The following is a 19,802-nucleotide window of genomic DNA, read 5'->3' on the forward strand; positions in this document are numbered from 1 at the left end:
GGCTGCGGCCGGGCGGTACGATTTCCGCCGCGCGGTCGCCGATGCCCGCCGCTCACGACGTTCCGGTGCGGTGTTCCACCGCCCGCAGCGCGGATACCGCGCGTCGTCGGACAATGTTCCGCAGTCCGAAAGGGGTCGGTCGGCAGGTCGACCCGGAGGAGAGACTAGCCTGATGGGCGTGACACGCCGCGCGAAGATCGTCTGCACCCTCGGCCCCGCCACCTCGTCCCCCGAGCGCATCCGGGGCCTGGTAGAGGCGGGCATGAACGTGGCGAGGCTCAACTTCAGCCACGGCAGTCACGCCGACCACGAGGCGGTGTACCGGCTGGTGCGCGAGGCCGCCGACGCCGCCGGCTACCCGGTCGCGGTGCTGGCCGACCTGCAGGGCCCGAAGATCCGGCTCGGCCGGTTCGCCGACGGCCCGCACGAATGGCGCACCGGCGACTCCGTCGTGATCACCGGCGACGACATTCTCGGCACCAAGGAGCGGGTCTCCTGCACCTACCGGAAGCTGCCGCAGGAGGTGAAGCCGGGGGACCGGCTGCTGATCGACGACGGCCGGGTGGCGGTCGAGGTCAGCGACGTCACCGGCAACGACATCCGCTGCCTGGTCACCGAGGGCGGCCCGGTCTCCAACAACAAGGGTGTCTCGCTGCCCAACGTGGCGGTCAGCGTCCCGGCCCTGTCCGACAAGGACGCCGAGGACCTGCGCTTCGCCCTCGGGCTCGGCGTCGACCTGATCGCGCTCTCGTTCGTCCGCTCGCCCGACGACATCAAGCTGGTCCACTCGATCATGGACGAGGAGGGTGTGCGTCGCCCCGTGCTCGCCAAGGTCGAGAAGCCGGAGGCGGTCGACCACCTGGAGGCGATCGTGCTCGCCTTCGACGGCGTCATGGTCGCCCGCGGCGACCTCGGCGTGGAGCTTCCGCTGGACCAGGTGCCGCTGGTGCAGAAGCGGGCGGTGCAGCTGTGCCGGGAGAACGCCAAGCCGGTCATCGTGGCCACCCAGATGCTCGATTCCATGATCGAGAATTCCCGGCCCACCCGCGCGGAGGCCTCGGACGTGGCCAACGCGGTGCTCGACGGCGCGGACGCGGTGATGCTGTCCGGCGAAACCAGCGTCGGCAAGTACCCGGTGCTCACGGTCAGCACCATGGCGAAGATCATCACCACCACCGAGGCCGGCTCGATCGGCGTGCCGCGGCTGCAGCACGACCCGCGTACGCACGGTGGCGCGCTCACCGTCGCCGCCTCCTCGATCGCCCGTGCGATCGGCGCGAAGGCCATGGTCGCCTTCTCCCAGACCGGCGACACCGTGAAGCGGCTCGCCCGGCTGCACTGCGACCTTCCGCTGCTGGCCTTCACCCCGGTTCCCGAGGTGCGCAACCAGCTCGCCCTCTCCTGGGGCGTCGAGACGTTCCTGATGCCGTTCGTCGAGCACACCGACGACATGTTCCGCCAGGTCGACCAGGCGCTGCTCGGCCTCAACCGGGCCAACCCCGGCGACTACGTGGTGATCGTGGCGGGCAGCCCGCCCGGCACCCCCGGCTCCACCAACACCCTGCGCGTGCACCAGCTCGGCTCGCTGGTCGACGCCGCTTCCGCGCGGGCGTTGCAGTGACCGGGCGCCCGGCGGCGGCGACCGGCCAGGCCGCGGTCGACCAGCTCCTGGAGGTGCTGGACCTCGACCACACCGGCGAGATGACCTTCCGGGGGATGAGCCCCCCGGTCGGTCCGCAGCGGGTGTACGGCGGCCAGGTCGCCGGCCAGGCCCTGGTCGCCGCCGGGCGCACCGTCGAACCGGAGCGCTTCGTGCACTCCCTGCACGGCTACTTCGTCCGGCCCGGCGACCCGGCCGAGCCGATCGAGTACCAGGTGGAGAACGTCCGCGACGGCCGTTCCTTCTCGGTGCGCCGCTCGGTCGCGCTCCAGCACGACAAGCCCATCTTCTTCATGTCCGCCTCGTTCCAGCGGCAGGAGGAGGGGCTCGACCACCACGCGCCGGTTCCGCCCGACGTGCCCGGGCCGGACGAGGTGCCGACCATGACCGACCGGCTCTCCCGCTACCCGGAGCGGCTCGGCATCTGGGGGCAGATCCCCCGCCCGATCGACGTCCGCTACGTCGGCGAGCCCGGCTGGGTACGCCCCGGCGACCGGCCCGCCGAGCCGCACCAGCGGGTCTGGATGCGGATCGACGGCAAGCTTCCGGACGACCCGCTGCTGCACGCCTGCGCCCTGACGTACGCCTCCGACCTGACCCTGCTCGACTCGGTCCTGTCGGTGCACGGCGAGGTGTGGGGCCCGGGCGGGGTGGTCGGCGCGAGCCTGGACCATGCGCTGTGGTTCCACCGCTCGTTCCGCGCCGACGAGTGGTTCCTCTACGACTGCTGGAGCCCGTCCGCCTCCGGCGCCCGGGGCCTGGCCACCGGCCGGATGTTCACCACCGACGGCCGGCACATCGCCAGCGCGGTGCAGGAGGGGCTGCTGCGCCGGGTGGGCGCCTGAGGCGGTCACGCCGTGACCGATCGGCCGAGGGGCGAGGAACCGGGCGGCCGAGCCGCCGACTAACCTTGCCGGCATGCGTCTCTCCGCCCGGGTCGACTACGCCCTCCGCGCGTCCGCCGAGCTGGCCTCGGTGGCCGAGGGCGCGGCGGCCGGACGGACCCGTCCGGTGACCGCCGAACAGATCGCCCGCAGCCAGGAGATCCCGCCGAAGTTCCTGGAGAGCATCCTGCTCCAGCTGCGCCGGGGCGGCATCGTGCACGCCCAGCGCGGTCCCGAGGGCGGCTACTGGCTGGCCCGTCCCGCGTCGGAGATCTCCCTGGCCGAGGTGATCCGGGTGATCGACGGTCCGCTCGCGCACATCCGGGGCCAGCGCCCCGAGCAGCTCGGCTACCAGGGCGCCGCCCGCGCCCTGCAGGACGTGTGGATCGCCCTGCGGGCCAGCGAGCGGGAGATCCTGGAGCTGGTCACCCTCGCCGACGTGGCCGGCGGGACGCTGCCGGCCCGGGTGAACGAGTTGGCCGCCGACCCGGCCGCCTGGAGCTGACCTTCCCGCGAACGCCTCCCGTCCCACCAGTCGGATGGTGGATTGACCGGGGCGTCGGCGTGCCGCATTGTCGACCAAGCCGATAGGAGATGCCGAAAAGACAGGGGATGCCCGTGCGCAAGCTGCTGATCCTCGCTCTGGTCGGGCTCGCCGCACAGCTGGTCGACGGCGCGCTGGGCATGGCGTACGGCCTCACCTCCTCGACGCTGCTGCTCTTCGCCGGGGTGGCGCCGGCCGCCGCGTCCGCCTCGGTGCACCTGGCCGAGATCGGCACCACCCTGGCGGCCGGGGTCGCCCACTGGCGGTTCGGCAACGTCGACTGGCGGGTGGTCACCCGCATCGCGCTGCCCGGCGCGGTCGGCGCGTTCGCCGGCGCCACCTTCCTCAGCGCCATCTCCACCAGGGCCGCCGCGCCCTGGATGGCCGCCGTCCTGTTCACCCTGGGCACGTACCTGCTGGTGCGCTTCTCCCGGCCGCTGCGCGCGAACCGGGCGGCCGGCCGGCTGCGGGGCCGCTTCCTCGCCCCGCTCGGGCTCGTCGCCGGGTTCGTCGACGCCACCGGCGGCGGGGGTTGGGGCCCGGTGGCCACCCCGGCGCTGCTGGTCTCCGGCCGGCTGGAGCCCCGCAAGGTGATCGGCTCGGTCGACACCGCCGAGTTCGTCGTCGCGGGCGCCGCCAGCGCCGGGTTCCTCGTCGGCCTCGGCGCCGAGGGCTTCCTGCTTCCCACCGTGGCGGCGCTGCTGGTCGGCGGGCTGATCGCCGCGCCGGTCGCCGCCTGGCTGGTCCGGATCGTCCCGGCCCAACTGCTCGGCGCCACCATCGGCGGCGTGATCGTGCTGACCAACGCCCGCACCCTGCTGCGCGCCGGCGAGCTGGATGGTCCGCTCCCGGCGGTCGCCTACGCCCTGCTCGGCGCCGGCTGGCTCGTCGCGCTGGTGCTGGCCGGTCGGGCCCTGCGCCGGACCCGCCGGGCCCGCGCCGTGGCCGCGGCCGCCGTCACCGCCCGGTCCACCACCCCGACCGCCGCTCCCGCCCCGGTCACCCCCACCGCGGAGGCCCGCCGACTCGCCACCGCCGTCGAGGGCTGACCCCTACCCCCCCGGCCCCGTGATCTTGCACTTCGGGCCCGTGTGCTGAGGCTTTCGCCCCTTCTGTCCGGGCAGCAGGTGAAGATCGCGGGAGAGGTCGGCGTCACGGCGAGCAGGTTCGGCGGGACTGGTTGTGCGGCGGGAAAGCGTTGTCCTACCCTGACGGGGCGCGGAGCCAGCCACCGACGTCGATTTTGTCACGTCAGCGCGGCGTACCCCTTTCCGCCGGCCCGGGCAGGCCGGCGCGGCCGTCGCGTGCCTGACCTCCGCGAAAGGCATCCTCGTGCACCACATCACCCCACGGCGCCGCACCGCGCTGCTCGCCGCGGCCGCGGCGGCCACCCTCGTCGCCGGCGCCCTGACCACGGTGACCGCCTCGGCCGCCACCGCCGGTTGCCGCGTCGACTACCGGGTCACCAACCAGTGGGGCGGCGGCTTCGGCGCCGACGTCACCATCACCAACCTCGGCGACCCGGTGAACGGCTGGACGCTCACCTGGTCCTTCACCGCCGGCCAGCAGGTCACCCAGGCGTGGAACGCCACCGTCACCCAGTCCGGCGCCCAGGTCAGCGCCCGCGACGCCGGCTACAACGCCGCCATCGGCACCGGCGGCACCGCCAACTTCGGCTTCAACGGATCCTGGAACGACGCCAGCAACCCGGCCCCGGCGAGCTTCGCGCTCAACGGCGTCACCTGCACCGGCGGCACCACGCCGACCAGCGCGGCCCCGACCTCGGCCCCGCCGACCACGCCACCGCCCACCACCCCGCCGCCGACCACGCCGCCGCCGACCACCCCACCGCCCGGGGCCAAGCAGATGGAGAAGCTCGATCGGGGGCTGATCAGCGTCCGCTCCGGCAGCGGCAACCTGGTCTCCTGGCGGCTGCTCGGCACCGAGACCACCGGGGTGGCGTTCAACCTCTACCGCGGCTCCACCAAGGTCAACAGCAGCCCGATCACCGGTGCCACCACGTACCTCGACAGCGGCGCCGCCGCCGGCACGGCGTACACGGTGCGGCCGGTGGTCGACGGCGTCGAGCAGGCGGCCTCCGGCCCGGCGCTGCAGTTCACCAACGGCTACCTGGACGTGCCGATCCAGGCCCCGCCCGGCGGCACCACCCCGACCGGGGAGGCCTACACCTACTCCGCCAACGACGCCAGCGTCGGTGACCTCGACGGCGACGGCCGCTACGAGATCGTGCTCAAGTGGGACCCGTCCAACAGCAAGGACAACTCACAGAGCGGCTACACCGGCAACGTCTACGTCGACGCGTACACCCTGACCGGCAGCCGGCTGTGGCGCATCGACCTCGGCCGCAACATCCGTGCCGGCGCCCACTACACGCAGTTCCAGGTGTACGACTACGACGGCGACGGGGACGCCGAGGTGGCCATGAAGACCGCCGACGGCACCCGCTCCGGGACCGGCCAGGTGATCGGCTCCTCGTCGGCCGACTACCGCAACTCCAGCGGCTACGTGCTCTCCGGCCCCGAGTTCCTGACCATGTTCGACGGCCGCACCGGCGCCGCCCTCTCCACCGTCGACTACGACCCGCCGCGCGGCACCGTCTCGTCCTGGGGCGACTCGTACGGCAACCGGGTCGACCGGTTCCTCGCCGCCACCGCCTACCTCGACGGGCAACGCCCGTCGCTGATCATGGCGCGCGGCTACTACACCCGCGCCGTCATCGCGGCCTGGGACTTCCGCAACGGCACGCTCACCAAGCGCTGGACCTTCGACTCCAACACCAGCGGCAACGGCGGCGCCGCCGGCCAGGGCAACCACAACCTCTCCGTGGCCGACGTCGACAACGACGGCCGGCAGGAGATCGTGTACGGGGCCGTCGCCATCGACGACAACGGCCGGATCCTCTGGAACACCGGCAACGGGCACGGCGACGCGCTGCACGTCGGCGACCTCGACCCGTCCCGCTCCGGCCTGGAGGTCTTCAAGGTCGACGAGGACGGCAGCAAGCCCAGTTCCTGGATGGCCGACGCGCGCACCGGGCAGATCCTCTGGCAGACCGCGCCGAACGGCGACAACGGCCGGGGCGTCTCCGACGACGTCTGGGCCGGCAGCCCCGGCGCCGAGTCCTGGTCGGCCCGGGCGGACGGGCTGCTGAACACCAGGGGGCAGAACGTCGGGCGCAAGCCGTCCTCGATGAACTTCCTGGCCTGGTGGGACGGCGACCCGGTCCGCGAACTGCTCGACGGCACGAAGATCGACAAGTACGGTCCGAGCGGCGAGACCCGGCTGCTCACCGGCAGCGGCGTCGACTCCAACAACGGCACCAAGTCCACCCCGGCGCTCTCCGGCGACATCCTCGGCGACTGGCGGGAAGAGGTGATCTGGCGGACCAGCGACAGCGGCGCGCTGCGCATCTACAGCACACCCACGCCCACCACGCTGCGGCTGCCGACGCTCATGCACGACCCGCAGTACCGGGTCGCCATCGCCTGGCAGAACACCGCCTACAACCAGCCGCCGCACCCCGGCTTCCACCTCGGTGACGGCATGGCCACCCCGCCCGCGCCGAACATCTACCTGCGCTGACGGCGTCGGGCCCGGGTACCGGCCCACGTCCCGCCGCCGGGCCGCCAGACGGCCCGGAGAGCAGGCACCGGGTCGCCGGCCGCGGAATCCGCTCCGCCGGCGACCCGGTGCACCACACCGCGGCATTCCCGACCCGTCCCGACCGGGAATGCCGTACCACCACCGGGGACAAAGCTACGCGCACCGCGCGACGGCCCGGTGACGTGGCTATGAAGAGCGTGTTTCAGCGGCGCAGGCCGCCGGCCACCCGTTCCGCGATCAGCTCGAACGAGCGGACCCGGTCGGCCACGTCGTACACCATCGTGGTCAACATCAACTCGTCCGCGCCGGTCCGCTCCAGCAGCGCGCCGAGCTGCCGGGCCACCGTCTCCGGCGAACCCGTCGCCTGCCCCTCGCGGCGCTGGGCCACGAACTCCCGCTCCAGCTCCGAGTACGGGTAGGCGGCCGCCTCCTCCGGCGTCACGAGCGGCTCCGGCCGACCCGAGCGCAGCTTCAGGAACGACAACCCGGCCGGCCCGGCCAGCCACTCCGCCCGCTCGTCGGTCTCCGCGCAGACCGCGTTGACCGCCACCATCGCGTACGGGCGCTCCAGCCACTGCGACGGCCGGAAGCTCTGCCGGTAGAGCTGCAGCGCGGGCAGGGTGTTCTGCGCGCTGAAGTGGTGCGCGAACGAGAACGGCAGCCCCAGCAGGCCGGCGAGCTGGGCGCTGAACCCGCTCGACCCGAGCAGCCAGACCGCCGGCGACTGCCCCCGGCCGGGGGTGGCGGTGATCGGGCCCGGCTCGGCGCCGCTGAAGTAGTTCATCAGGTCGGCCAGCTCCCGGGGAAAGTGCTCCGCCGACAGCCCCTCCATGGTCCGGCGCAACGCCAGCGCGGTGACCTGGTCGGTGCCCGGCGCGCGGCCGATGCCCAGGTCGATCCGGCCCGGGTGCAGCGCCTCCAGGGTGCCGAACTGCTCGGCCACCACCAGCGGCGCGTGGTTGGGCAGCATCACCCCGCCCGAACCGAGCCGGATGGTCGAGGTGTGCGCCGCGAGGTGGGCGAGCAGCACCGCCGGCGCGGAACTGGCGATCGCCGGCATGTTGTGGTGCTCGGCCACCCAGAACCGGCGGTAGCCCAGTTCCTCGGTGCGGCGGGCCAGCTCGGTGGTGTGCCGCAGCGCCTCGCCGGCACTGCCGGTGGCGGCGACCGGGGCAAGATCAAGAACAGACATCGGTACGTCGATCACGGCACAGACCAACCCGCCAGCCGCCGCGTTTGTTCCGCGAGCTGCCGTCAACCCTGGCTGTGGTAGCCCATGCCCGACCCGAAGGGGAAGAGCACCGTGCCGCCGTCCGGGGTCCGGATGGTGACCGGCAGGCGGCCGGTGGGCTCCGCGCCGACCAGGGTGTCCGCGATCGCGGCGAGCGAGACGTCCCGATAGCCGTACGCCGCCAGGTAGGTGGGGGCCGACGGGAAGTAGGCGATGTCGTAGGGCCCGCCGACCGCGACCGTCACCACCGGCTTCCCCGTCGCCAGCAGCGCGTTGACCAGGTTCTGCTGGGTCACGTCGCCCCAGGCGTTGTTGGTGAGCACCACGGTGACGTCGCTCGCGCCCGCCGCCGCCACGACCTGCGCGATCGTCTGCGGATCCGGCGACCCGGTCCACATCGGCGTGGCGACGAGTCCCTTGGCCGACAACTTGTCCGCCAGGGACGGGACCCCGTTGAAGCCCCAGCCGGTGACCAGCACGTGCCGGCCGGAGTTCGCCGGCAACGGCAGCACACCGGCCTGGTTCTTGAGCAGGGTCATCGAACGCTGCGCGGCGGTGGCCATGGTCTGCTGGTCGGCGGCGGTGCCGACCCGCGAGTCGACGGCCTGGCTGGTGGTGAACGGGTGGTCGAACAGCCCCAGCTCGGCCTTCAGCCGCAGGATCCGGTACACCGACTCGTCGATACGGTGCCGGCTGATGGTGCCGTCGCGGACCGCTCCGGTCACCGTGGCGATCGCCGCCGGCGGGTCGGTCGGCAGGAGCAGTTCGTCGTTGCCGGCCCGGATGGCCCCGAGGATCACCTGGTCCTGCGGGATGTCCTTGAGCGCGTCGGCCCGCAGCGCATCGGTGACGATCACCCCGTCGTACCTCAGCGTGTCGCGGAGCAGCCCGGTGATGATCGGCTTGGACAGGATCGCCGGGGTCCGGGTGGGATCCAACGCGGGCACGATCACCGCCGTCGGCATGATCGACTTCACGCCGGCGGCGATCGCCGCCCGGAACGGCGGGATGTCCGTCCGCAGGATCTCCTCGCGGGTCTCGTTGACGACCGCGATCCCGGTGTCGGGGTTGGCCTCCGAGCTGCCCAGGCCGGGGAAGTGCTTGGCCGTCGCGGCCACCCCGTTCTCCTGGTACCCGAGGACGGCCGCCGCGCCGAACGCGGAGACCACCTCGCTCCGGTCGCTGAACGCACGGGTCCCGTCGGCCGTGTTGCGGGGATTGGTGTTGACGTCCACCACCGGTGCGTGGTCCATGTTGATCCCCATCGCCCGCAGCTGCCGACCGGTCGAGGCGGCCGTCGAGTACGACAGGCCGCGGTCGAACGTCGCGCCGATCGCCATGTTCCCCGGGGAGATCGCCGACGGTGGCGGGATCCGGGTGACGACGCCGCCCTCCTGGTCGGTGCTGATCTGCACCGGCACGCCGTCGTCGGCCAACGCCGCCCGCTGCAACCCGTTGGACAGCAGCGCGACCTGCTGCGGATTGTTCAGGTTGTTGGTCTGCGTGAAGTAGATGATGCCGCCCGGGTGGAACTTCGCCAGCAGCTCCGCGCCGTTGCGCACATCGCTGCCGTAGAGCGCCTGGTTGGCCGCCACGTCGGTCTGATTCGTCGTGGTCGCGGTGTCGCCGTTCACCTGCAGGACGAACATCTGCCCGATCTTCTCGGCCAGGGTCATGCCCGCCATCGCCGCGCGCACCCGCCGATCCACCGGGTCGCCGCCGGCCCGGCCGCCGTCGTCCCGGTGCGCGACGGCACCCGGGCCGGCGCCCAACCCGGCCGATCCGCCCGCGGCGAGAACGAGGCCGCACGTGGCGACCAGAACGACGGGAATCCGATGGACGGCTCCGGTGAACCGACGGAACATGCCGCTGCCCTCCAGCGATCAGTGGCCCCGACTGTCGGCGTCCCTCCCGTCGCACCTTGCCGCGTAGGACGTGAATGTGATGCTTTGTCGGTTTCGAATCACCCAGGCGGGGTGATACCGGCGCTCAACCCATGCCCCGCGCCTGCTCGAAAATCAAACTCGTCTGCGTGTGCTGCACCGCCGGATCCACCGCCAGGTGATCCAGCACGAAGTCCCGCAACGCGTCGCCCGACGCCGCCCGCACGTGCAGCACATAGTCCTCCGCGCCCGCCACGTGGAACACCGACACCACGCCCGGCAGCCGCACCGACCGGGCCCGGAACGCGTCCACCGCCGCCCGCTCGTGCGCCGCCAGTCGCACCGAGACCAACGCCTGTAACGGCAGGCCCACCGCCGCCGGATCCACCTCCGCGTGGAACCCCCGGATCGCCCCGCACTCCCGCAACGCCCGGGTCCGCGCCAGACACGTCGACGGCGCCACCCCCACCCGCTCGGCCAGGGCATTGTTCGGCAACCGGCCGTCCGCCGCCAACTCGGTCAGGATCGCGCGGTCGATGTCGTCCAGGGCCGCGAACGACGGCCGCACATCATTCGGTGCGAGAGGCATCCCAGCATCATCCACCGAACTTCACGACACCGAAAGGCCCTGATGTAGAATCTTCTTCGTCTCTCTTGCCTCATGATGGCCTCATGTTCGACGCTTCCGCCCATGACCTCCGTGGACACCAGAGCCGTGCACGCCGGGCGCGACGACCTCGCCGGTCTCGGCGTCCACGTCCCACCCATCGACCTCTCCACGACCAACCCCCTCCCGTCCGTCACCGACGGCGGCGACGCGTACGAGACCCTCGCCACCGGCGGCACCCTCCCGGCCGGTGCCAGCGCCGTCTACCAGCGGCTCTGGAACCCCACCGTGGCCCGCTTCGAAACCGCCCTCGCCGAACTCGAAGGCACCGCCGAGGCCGTCGCCTTCGCCAGCGGCATGGCCGCCCTCACCGCCACCCTCCTCGCCGCCACCCGCGACGGGAAACGCCACATCGTCGCCGTCCGCCCCCTCTACGGCGGCACCGACCACGTGCTCGCCACCGGCCTGCTCGGCACCGAGGTCACCTGGGCCCGACCCGACCAGGTCGCCGCCGCGGTCCGCCCCGACACCGCCCTCGTCGTCGTCGAGACCCCGGCCAACCCCACCCTCGACCTCGTCGACATCGCCGCCCTCGCCGCCGCCGGCCACGCCCCGCTGCTCGTCGACAACACCGTCGCCACCCCGGTGCTCCAGCAGCCCGCCCGGCACGGCGCCGCCCTCGTGCTGCACAGCGCCACCAAGAGCATCGGCGGCCACGGCGACGTCCTCGCCGGCGCCGTCGCCTGCGACGCCACCTGGGCCACCCGACTGCGCCAGGTCCGCGCCGTCACCGGCGCGATCCTCCACCCGCTCGGCGCCTACCTGCTCCACCGCGGCCTACAGACCCTGCCCCTGCGGGTCCGCGCCCAGCAGGCCGGCGCCGAGAAGATCGCCGCCTGGCTCGCCGGCCACCCCGCCGTCGAACGGGTCCACCACCCCTCGCTGCACGACCCCGCCGGGCTGGTCGGCCGCCAGCTGTCCGGCACCGGCAGCCTGCTCGCCTTCGAGGTACGCGGCGGCGCCCCCGCCGCGGCCGCCGTCGCCGGCGCCTGCCAGCTGATCACCCACGCCGTCTCCCTCGGCGGCGTCGACACCCTGATCCAGCACCCCGCCTCACTCACCCACCGACCGGTCGAGGGCGACGCCAAGCCGGGCGGCGGGCTGCTGCGGGTCTCCGTGGGGCTGGAGGACCCGGAGGACCTGCGGGCGGACCTGGAGCGGGCTCTGTCGGTGATCTGACGGCCGGCGCTCCTCGGCCACCGGTCGCCCGCGCCGAGGCGGGCCGGCGTCAGGACTTCGGGCCGACGTGCCGGTCCAGCGCGGCTACCGCGTCGCGCCGGGCGACGGAAAGTGACCACTTCAGGTTCATTCGCCAGGGGATGTTCAGCAGGTCCAGCGCCCATTGGCAGAGGCCCATGATGTCGGTGGACCGGTTGGAGAACATGTATCGCGGATAGACGTACTGCTTGCCCCGGACAGTGACCCGATTCGTGAAGCGGCTGCCGTCGGAGTGAAAGAGGCCGCGTATGAAGTCGCCCGGATGGGCGGTCACGATCTCCCGTTGCCAGTGAACCAGTTCGATCGAGCGCGCATGTTTCTTGCCGGGGCCATGCTGGGGAAAAAGGCAGGGCCAGTGCGTCGCCGTGCTCTGCACGGCGACGCACCCGCGCTTCTGGACGCGCTGGACCTTGTTCGCCAGCACCGCCAGCATCGCTTCAGCACAGCGATCGATGAGGTCGGGCCAGGTATCGGCGCAGTAGATGCGGAGAACGGGCACCCGGTCGGTGGTGACCAGATGACCGTCCCCCAGGTAAAGGCCGAGTAGGTAGGCATAGGCCGCCGGATCGGGTGGACTTTCTGGCTGTGGCCGACAGCGGAAGCAGCGAACCGCGCTGCCGACGACGGCCCGCTCGGGCCGATCCACGCACCAGTGCCAGACGGTGGCGTAGGGAAGGGAGAGTGTGCGCGCTACCGACCGGATGTTGTGGCCCCGGTCACGGAGAGCGCGGGCGCGCGCCCGCATTTCGGGAGGATGCACGCCAGCATCATCGAACAGGTGTATGACAAAAGTGCCGGGAGCGGGACTTGAACCCGCACGCCCTTTCGGGCAGATGCTTTTGAGGCATCCGAGTCTGCCGATTCCTCCATCCCGGCGTTCACCCCTGCGGAGGGTGTGGCTCACTGTACCCGACTAGGCTCATGCGGGAGCATGGGTGGTAGCCGTGCCGAGATCGATGGTGGGAGTGGCTGGTGGCCGAGACGGAGACCGAGCGCAGGCGCGTACTGATCGCCGAGGACGAGGCGCTCATCCGGCTGGACCTGGCTGAGATGCTGGTCGAAGAGGGCTACGAGGTGGTCGGCGAGGCCGGTGACGGCGAGACCGCCGTCAAGCTCGCCGAGGAGCTGAAGCCGGACCTGGTCATCCTCGACATCAAGATGCCGATCATGGACGGGCTGGCCGCCGCCGAGCGGATCGCCGGCGCGCGGATCGCCCCGGTGATCATCCTGACCGCGTTCAGCCAGCGGGACCTGGTGGAGCGGGCGCGGGCGGCCGGCGCGATGGCGTACCTGGTGAAGCCGTTCCAGAAGAGCGACCTGGTGCCGGCGGTGGAGATCGCGCTGTCCCGCTACTCGGAGATCGCGGCGCTGGAGGCGGAGGTCGCCGGCCTGACCGACCGGCTGGAGATCCGCAAGACCGTGGAGCGGGCCAAGGGCGCGCTGATGACCACGTACGGGATGACCGAGCCGCAGGCGTTCAAGTGGATCCAGCGCACGGCGATGGACCACCGGATGACCATGAAGGAGGTCGCCGAGCGGATCCTCGCGGAGACCGCCGGCGGCGAGGTGGCCCAGCCGGCCTCCTGATCCCGTACGACCCCCCCCCGGCGCGGCCGTCCGCGCCGGGGCGGAGACGGGTTCCGCGCGTCGTCGGTGGTCGATACGATCGCCGCCATGCGGCGTGGCGTGGCGGTGCTCGGCCTGCTCGTCGTGCTGCTCGCCGCCTGCCGCTCGACCGGCCCGGCGGCGTCCACGCCCGCGCCCGCCCCGCTGCGGCCGGCCTGGCAGCCGGTCACCCTGCCGGTCCCGCCCGGCCCCTCCGGCCGGCTGACCCTGCGCGACGTCACGGTCTGTGACGGCCGCTGGTTCGTGGTGGGCGCGGTGGTCGACGCGGCGGGCGCCACCCGGCCGGCCGCCTGGAGCAGCCCTGACGCGGTCGCCTGGACACCCCTACGGCCGGTGCCGCGCACCGCGTACGGGGTGGAGAACCTGCTGACCGCGGCGGGCTGTCGAAACGGCCGGCTGGCCGCGGTGGGCGGCAAGACGGGCGGGGTGCACGGCAATCCGCGGATCAGCACCTGGCGGGAGGTGGCCGACGGTTCGCTGGTGGAGGTGCCGGCCGAGTTCGAGGTGTTCGGCGGCCCGGACGCGGTGAATGTGGGGCGGATCGCGGGTGGCCCGCGGGGGTGGCTGATCTCGGGTAACCGGGCCACCGGGGCGGCGGCCTGGGTCTCCCCGGACGGGAGGGACTTCCAGCTGGTCAGCGGGGTGCCGGAGGTGGCCGCCGACGCGGCGGGTCGGCCCTGGGCGGCGGACGGCGTGGCGGTGCCGTCGGGTTGGCTGCTGGTGGGTTCGGTGCTGGCGTCGGGGCGTACCGGGTCGGAGCCGGCGGTGTGGAGTTCGGCGGACGGGCGGAACTGGCGGCGCGCGGTGCTTCCCGCCGGCGCGGACGGGGCGGACCTGCAGCGGGTGGTCCGGGTGGGGGAGCGGACGGTGGCGGTGGGCCGGCGCGGCGACGGCCTGGGCGCCTGGCTGGGCGAGGGCGGCGGCTGGCGGCCGGGCGGGGCGTTCGGCGGTGCGGGGACGGACCGGCCGGGCCGGGTGTGGGGGCTGGCGGCGCGGTCCGACGGCGCGTTCGCGGTGGTGGCGGGCGGGGCGGCGGGTGCGGGCTGGTTCTCGCCGGACGGCGGGCGGTGGTCTCCGGTGGTGCTGCCGGTCGGGGTGGCGGCGGCGGCCGACCGCTCGGTGGCGGTGGCCGGGGCGGGGGAGTCGGTGGTGCTGCTGGTGGACGGCGGTGGCCGGGCCGCGGTGTGGGTGGCGCGCGGGCCGTGGAGTCCCGGCTGACCCTCCCACCAGCGTGTTTCCGGCGGGTGTCGGATGTCCGATTTTCCCCTGGACGGACCGCGTGTGTTACAGCACATCTGTGAATCCGGCCACTCAACGTAACGGTTAGGTCAACCCCGGTTCGCAGGTCTACCTAAGCGCTCCCAGGTAGGATAACGTCCCGCCCCAGACCGGGATCGCGGTCGGTCCGGCCTGCCCCCGCAAGGTCCAATTCGTCGTGGGTGGTCCGGGCCTTCGGACGGAGGAGGGTACGAGCCGTGAGGCAGAAGCTCGCACGGGTGCTCGGTGGCGTCGCCATCGGCGCGCTCGTTTTCAGTGGCGCGGCCTGCAAGGCCGACAGCGGTAGTGAGGCCGGCGGCAGCAAGGCCGCCTGCGACCTGAAGATCGGCTTCTTCGGCGCGCTGACGGGTGACGCTGCGGGTCTCGGTATCCACATGCGCAACGGCACCCAGCTGGCGATCGAGCAGTACAACAAGGAGAACAAGGACTGCCAGGTCAAGCTGGAGCAGTACGACTCGCAGGGTGACCCGGCCAAGGCCCCGGCGCTGGCCCAGCAGGCGGTCGGCGACAGCAAGGTCGTCGGCATCGTCGGCCCCGGCTTCTCCGGCGAGTCCGAGGTGGCGGACCCGATCTTCGACGCGGCCGGCCTGCCGACCATCACGCCGTCGGCGACCCGTCCGAGCCTGAGCACCAAGAACTGGAAGGTCTTCCACCGCGGCGTCGGTAACGACACCTCCCAGGGCCCGGCCGCCGGTCGGTACATCAAGGACGTGCTGAAGGCTGAGAAGGTGTACGTCGTCGACGACCAGTCGGCGTACGGCGCCGGTCTGGCCGACGAGGTCAAGAAGGTCATCGGCACCCCGGCCGGCTACGACAAGATCCAGGTCAAGCAGACCAACTTCTCCGCCGTGGTCACCAAGATCACTAGCAGCGGCGCGTCCGTCCTCTTCTTCGGTGGCTACTACACCGAGGCCGGCCTGCTGCTCAAGCAGCTCAAGGGCGCGGGCTGGAAGGGCACCATGGTCGCCGGTGACGGCGTCAACGACTCCAACTTCATCAAGGTCGCCGGCCAGCAGGTCGCCGAGGGCACCGTCCTGACCTGCCCGTGCGCCCCGGCCACCAAGGCCAAGGGCACCTTCCCGGCCGACTACAAGACGGCGTTCAACGTCGACCCGGGCACCTACGCCGACGTGTCGTACGACGTGACGAAGATCATGCTCGAGGGCATCAAGGCCGGCAAGTCGAGCCGGGCGGACCTCAACGCCTTCATCAACAGCTACAACGGCACGGGTGCCGCCACCGGTGTCACCTACAAGTTCGAGTCCAACGGTGAGCTGGACCCGGCCCAGGTCATCGTCTGGGCGTTCAAGGTGAACGCGGGCCAGGTCGTCCCCGACATCGAGATCCCCAAGGCCTGACCGGTACGTCCGGTCCCGCCACGGGACACCAGGCGTGCGGCCGGGAGATTTCCTCCCGGCCGCACCGCTTGGCCGCACAGTTGGAGCCCCCACTTGAACTTCGATGAGCTCTTCGGGAACTTCCCGACGCTGACCATCACCGGGCTGGAACAGGGCGCGATCTACGCGCTCGTCGCGCTCGGCTACACCCTGGTGTACGGCGTGCTGCGCCTGATCAACTTCGCCCACTCCGAGGTCTTCATGGTCGGCACCTTCACCGCCCTGTGGACCTGGGAGGCGCTGGGTTACAACCAGAACAGTTCCGCCCCCGCGTTCGGTCCGCTGATCGTGGCGGTCCTCGCCGGCCTCGCCGTCGCGATGGTCGCCTCGGCGTCCACCGCCGTGGTGGTCGAGCTGGTCGCCTACCGGCCGTTGCGCCGCCGCAACGCCCCGCCGCTGGCCTTCCTCATCACCGCGATCGGCGCCTCGTTCGTGCTCTCCGAGTCGTTCGGCATCGGCACCGAGCGGGCGCCGTTCGGCATGCCGGACCTGATCCCGCAGAAGCCGGTGTTCACCCTCTTCGGGGCCGAGGTCACCAACCTTCAGCTGCTGATCCTCGGCGTCACGCTGATCATGATGATCGGGCTGGACCAGTTCGTGAACCGTAGCCGGCTCGGCCGGGGCATCCGCGCCGTCGCCCAGGACCCGGACACCGCCGCCCTGATGGGCGTCAACAAGAACCGGGTGATCCTGCTGGTGTTCGTGCTCGGCGGCCTGATGGCCGGCGTCGCCGCCCTGCTGTGGGACGTCCGGTTCGGCTTCACCAAGTTCAACGTCGGCTTCCTGATCGGGCTCAAGGCCTTCGCGGCCGCGGTGCTCGGCGGCATCGGCAACCTGCGCGGCGCGCTGCTCGGCGGCCTGCTGCTCGGGGTGGTGGAGAACTACGCCTCCGGCCTGTTCGGCGGAGACTGGAAGGACTTCACCGGTTTCGTGCTGTTGATCGTGCTGCTGATGTTCCGGCCCACCGGCCTGCTCGGCGAATCTCTCGGGAGGGCGCGCGCATGACCGCCACCTCGGAAAAGACGGGACGCATGGCGGCGTTCCGCACCCGCTGGGACGCGATGCCGAAGCAGGTCCGCTGGGTCGGCCTCGCCGCGCTGGTGGTCTTCCTCTACATCCTGCCCAACCGGTGGTTCTACGAGTACCTCGGCTTCCCGATCGGCAGCGACTACTTCGCCTTCTACACCACCCGTTCGGACTTCGCGACGGTGCTCTTCGACACCGCCGTCTTCGTCCTGCTGGCGGTGGGCCTGAACGTGGTGGTCGGTTTCGCCGGCCTGCTCGACCTGGGCTACTTCGGCTTCTACGCGGTCGGCGCGTACACGGTGGCGCTGCTGACCTCGCCGGAGAGCCGGTTCGGGACGAACTGGCCGTGGCTGGCCGCGGTGCCGGTGGCAATCGCCGTCGCGATGATCTCCGGCGTGATCCTCGGCGGCCCGACCCTGCGGCTGCGCGGCGACTACCTGGCGATCGTGACTCTCGGCTTCGCCGAGATGATCCGCCTGTACGCGGCGCGCAACGAGGGCATCGCGCAGGGCCAGCGGGGCATCCCGCAGATCCCGCACCCGCCGGGCACCGGTGCGGACGGCAAGGCGCTGTTCGGCGTGGAGAGCTCCAAGCCCTACTACTGGCTGATCCTCACGGTGATCATCGTGATCATCTTCGCGATGCGGAACCTGGTCAACAGCCGGGTCGGCCGGGCCTGGGTGGCGATCCGCGAGGACGAGGACGCCGCCGAGATCATGGGTGTGCCGACGTTCAAGTACAAGCTGTGGGCGTTCGCCATCGGTGCGGCGGTCGGCGGGCTGACCGGCGCGATCTTCGCCGGTAAGCAGACGTTCATCAACTCGGACAGCTTCCTGCTGGAGAACTCGATCCTGGTGCTCGCCGCGGTCATCCTCGGCGGCGCGGGCAACATCAAGGGCGCGATCGTCGGTGGCGCGATCACCTGGTACCTGCCGGAGTGGCTGCGCGGCGTGGGCGACCTCATCGGCGTCGAGTTCGACGCGGCCGAGTATCGGATCCTGGTCTTCGGCCTGGTCGTCATCGTGATGATGATCTTCCGGCCGCAGGGTCTGGTGCCCAACCGGCGGCGGGCGGCCGAGTTCGCCGACCGGCGCAAGGAAGCGGTCCCCCAGGAGGCGGTGCCCAGTGAGTGAGCCGCAGATGCACAGCGAGCGGGACGAGACCAGCGAGCGGGACATCGCCGACGACGGTCGCAGCACGGTCGGCACCCCGCCGGAGAAGGGCGCGGACACGCCGGTCGAGCCCACCCCCGGCGAGACCGCGCCGGCCGGGCGGGAGCCGTTGCTGGAGGTCGACCACGTCACCCTCCGCTTCGGCGGCGTGGTCGCGCTGAACGACGTCGCGTTCACCCTCTACCAGGGGGAGATCCTCGGCCTGATCGGCCCGAACGGCGCCGGCAAGACCACCTGCTTCAACGCGATGACCGGCGTCTACCGGCCGACCGAGGGCGAGATCCGGTTCAAGGGGCAGCGGACCAACGGCAAGCGCCGGTCCTGGATCACCAAGGCGGGCATCGCCCGCACGTTCCAGAACATCCGGCTCTTCCCGGAGATGACCGCGCTGGAGAACGTGATGGTGGGCGCGGACGCCCACCACAAGACCAGCGTCATCTCCGCGATGCTGCGGCTGCCCCGGCACTGGCGGGAGGAGCGGCAGGGCCGCGACAAGGCGTACGAGCTGCTGCGCTTCGTCGGCATCGAGCGCCGCGCCGGGGACCTGGCCCGCAACCTGTCGTACGGCGAGCAGCGCCGGCTGGAGATCGCCCGGGCTCTCGCGACCGACCCCACCCTGCTCTGCCTGGACGAGCCGGCCGCCGGCTTCACCCCGGCGGAGAAGGAGGAGTTGCTCGGCCTGATCCGTAAGATCCGGGACAACGGCACGACCGTGCTGCTCATCGAGCACGACATGCGACTGGTCATGGGCGTCACCGACCGGATCGTCGTGCTGGAGTTCGGCAAGAAGATCGCCGAGGGCCTGCCGGCCGAGGTCCGGGAGGACCCGAAGGTGATCGCCGCGTACCTGGGGGTGCCGACCGATGCTGCTTGAGATCAAGGACCTGACCCTGCTGTACGGGCGGATCCAGGCGCTGCACGGGATCAGCCTGACGGTCAACGAGGGCGAGGTGGTGGCGCTGATCGGCGCGAACGGCGCCGGCAAGACCACCACCATGCGGGCCATCTCCGGGCTGCGCCCGGTGGCGTCCGGCTCGATCGTCTTCGACGGCACCGACGTCACCCGGATGCGGGCCGACCTGCGGGTGGTCCGGGGCATCGGGCAGGCGCCCGAGGGCCGGGGCGTCTTCCCCGGCATGACCGTCATGGAGAACCTGGAGATGGGGGCGTACACCCGGCGGGACCGGTCGGGCATCGCCGAGGACATGAAGATGGTCATGGACCTCTTCCCCCGGCTCGCCGAGCGGCGCAAGCAGCACGGTGGGACGCTCTCCGGTGGTGAGCAGCAGATGCTGGCGGTGGGCCGGGCGTTGATGGCCCGCCCGCGGCTGCTGCTGCTCGACGAGCCCTCGATGGGGCTCGCGCCGATGCTGATCCAGCAGATCTTCGAGATCATCACCCGGATCAACGAGCAGGGCACCACCATCCTGCTGGTGGAGCAGAACGCCCAGCAGGCGCTCTCCCGCGCCCACCGGGGCTACGTGCTGGAGACCGGTCGGATCGTCAAGGAGGGCACCGGCCGGGACCTGCTGCACGACCCGGCGGTCAAGGAGGCGTACCTCGGCGTGGCCTGAGGCGTACCCCCGACGGCC

17 protein-coding genes and 1 tRNA gene are annotated in these 19,802 nt (G+C 71.9%); 13 read left to right on the forward strand and 5 right to left on the reverse strand.

Annotated features, from left to right (window positions below; genetic code table 11):
• Positions 1-172 precede the first annotated feature (172 nt).
• The 5 genes from pyk to EFE23_RS17340 all read left to right on the forward strand — a co-directional run bounded on the left by pyk (position 173) and on the right by EFE23_RS17340 (position 6,691).
• Positions 173-1,621 (forward strand): pyruvate kinase, encoded by a 1,449-nt coding sequence (gene pyk, locus EFE23_RS17320; RefSeq protein WP_123241976.1) that lies wholly within the window; start codon positions 173-175, stop codon positions 1,619-1,621.
• Positions 1,618-2,505 (forward strand): acyl-CoA thioesterase, encoded by an 888-nt coding sequence (locus EFE23_RS17325; RefSeq protein WP_123241977.1) that lies wholly within the window; start codon positions 1,618-1,620, stop codon positions 2,503-2,505. Before pyk ends, EFE23_RS17325 begins: the two co-directional genes overlap by 4 nt.
• A gap of 73 nt (positions 2,506-2,578) precedes the next feature.
• Positions 2,579-3,049: an RrF2 family transcriptional regulator gene (locus tag EFE23_RS17330; protein ID WP_123241978.1), complete on the forward strand. Its 471-nt coding sequence runs from the start codon at positions 2,579-2,581 to the stop codon at positions 3,047-3,049.
• A 113-nt stretch (positions 3,050-3,162) separates the two neighbouring features.
• Positions 3,163-4,137 carry a sulfite exporter TauE/SafE family protein gene (locus tag EFE23_RS17335; RefSeq protein WP_123242001.1) on the forward strand — a complete coding sequence of 325 codons (975 nt, stop codon included), beginning with the start codon at positions 3,163-3,165 and terminating at the stop codon, positions 4,135-4,137.
• 283 nt (positions 4,138-4,420) lie between these two features.
• Positions 4,421-6,691, forward strand: coding sequence for a rhamnogalacturonan lyase family protein (locus EFE23_RS17340; protein WP_123241979.1), 2,271 nt, complete (start codon positions 4,421-4,423; stop codon positions 6,689-6,691).
• Between the two features lie 223 nt (positions 6,692-6,914).
• On the opposite strand, the gene EFE23_RS17345 is transcribed toward EFE23_RS17340, so the two are convergent.
• The 3 genes from EFE23_RS17345 to EFE23_RS17360 form a co-directional block, all read right to left on the reverse strand.
• On the reverse strand, positions 6,915-7,919 hold the full coding sequence (locus EFE23_RS17345) for an LLM class flavin-dependent oxidoreductase (protein WP_233601034.1): 1,005 nt from the start codon (positions 7,917-7,919) through the stop codon (positions 6,915-6,917).
• A 47-nt stretch (positions 7,920-7,966) separates the two neighbouring features.
• Positions 7,967-9,640 (reverse strand): glycoside hydrolase family 3 protein, encoded by a 1,674-nt coding sequence (locus tag EFE23_RS17350; protein WP_158675880.1) that lies wholly within the window; start codon positions 9,638-9,640, stop codon positions 7,967-7,969.
• A 292-nt stretch (positions 9,641-9,932) separates the two neighbouring features.
• Entirely contained in the window at positions 9,933-10,415 is a 483-nt protein-coding gene (locus EFE23_RS17360) for an Lrp/AsnC family transcriptional regulator (RefSeq protein WP_123241982.1), read from the reverse strand.
• Between the two features lie 102 nt (positions 10,416-10,517).
• Here EFE23_RS17360 and EFE23_RS17365 point away from each other — a divergent pair, with 102 nt between their 5' ends.
• Positions 10,518-11,672, forward strand: coding sequence for a trans-sulfuration enzyme family protein (locus EFE23_RS17365; protein ID WP_123241983.1), 1,155 nt, complete (start codon positions 10,518-10,520; stop codon positions 11,670-11,672).
• 49 nt (positions 11,673-11,721) lie between these two features.
• On the opposite strand, the gene EFE23_RS17370 is transcribed toward EFE23_RS17365, so the two are convergent.
• Both EFE23_RS17370 and EFE23_RS17375 read right to left on the reverse strand, forming a co-directional pair.
• Positions 11,722-12,357 (reverse strand): transcriptional regulator, encoded by a 636-nt coding sequence (locus EFE23_RS17370; protein ID WP_233601035.1) that lies wholly within the window; start codon positions 12,355-12,357, stop codon positions 11,722-11,724.
• 146 nt (positions 12,358-12,503) lie between these two features.
• Positions 12,504-12,587 (reverse strand) — tRNA-Leu (locus EFE23_RS17375).
• A gap of 96 nt (positions 12,588-12,683) precedes the next feature.
• Here EFE23_RS17375 and EFE23_RS17380 point away from each other — a divergent pair.
• The 7 genes from EFE23_RS17380 to EFE23_RS17410 all read left to right on the forward strand — a co-directional run bounded on the left by EFE23_RS17380 (position 12,684) and on the right by EFE23_RS17410 (position 19,784).
• Complete coding sequence (locus EFE23_RS17380; RefSeq protein ID WP_123241985.1) at positions 12,684-13,298, forward strand: ANTAR domain-containing response regulator; 615 nt, start codon at positions 12,684-12,686, stop codon at positions 13,296-13,298.
• A gap of 87 nt (positions 13,299-13,385) precedes the next feature.
• On the forward strand, positions 13,386-14,555 hold the full coding sequence (locus EFE23_RS17385; RefSeq protein WP_123241986.1) for a hypothetical protein: 1,170 nt from the start codon (positions 13,386-13,388) through the stop codon (positions 14,553-14,555).
• A gap of 257 nt (positions 14,556-14,812) precedes the next feature.
• The gene (locus EFE23_RS17390) at positions 14,813-15,973 is read left to right on the forward strand and encodes a branched-chain amino acid ABC transporter substrate-binding protein (protein ID WP_123241987.1); all 1,161 of its coding nucleotides are present in this window, start codon (positions 14,813-14,815) and stop codon (positions 15,971-15,973) included.
• A gap of 93 nt (positions 15,974-16,066) precedes the next feature.
• Positions 16,067-17,017: a branched-chain amino acid ABC transporter permease gene (locus EFE23_RS17395; RefSeq protein WP_123241988.1), complete on the forward strand. Its 951-nt coding sequence runs from the start codon at positions 16,067-16,069 to the stop codon at positions 17,015-17,017.
• Complete coding sequence (locus EFE23_RS17400) at positions 17,014-18,171, forward strand: branched-chain amino acid ABC transporter permease (RefSeq protein ID WP_123241989.1); 1,158 nt, start codon at positions 17,014-17,016, stop codon at positions 18,169-18,171. Before EFE23_RS17395 ends, EFE23_RS17400 begins: the two co-directional genes overlap by 4 nt.
• A complete protein-coding gene (locus EFE23_RS17405; protein ID WP_233601036.1) occupies positions 18,164-19,084 on the forward strand; it encodes an ABC transporter ATP-binding protein in 921 nt (306 codons plus the stop codon). The genes EFE23_RS17400 and EFE23_RS17405 overlap by 8 nt, the downstream gene beginning before the upstream one ends.
• The gene (locus tag EFE23_RS17410) at positions 19,074-19,784 is read left to right on the forward strand and encodes an ABC transporter ATP-binding protein (RefSeq protein ID WP_123241990.1); all 711 of its coding nucleotides are present in this window, start codon (positions 19,074-19,076) and stop codon (positions 19,782-19,784) included. Before EFE23_RS17405 ends, EFE23_RS17410 begins: the two co-directional genes overlap by 11 nt.
• Positions 19,785-19,802 lie beyond the last annotated feature (18 nt).

Origin of the sequence: Micromonospora solifontis (assembly GCF_003725545.1) — a bacterium.
In the GTDB taxonomy this organism is placed as follows: domain Bacteria; phylum Actinomycetota; class Actinomycetes; order Mycobacteriales; family Micromonosporaceae; genus Micromonospora; species Micromonospora solifontis.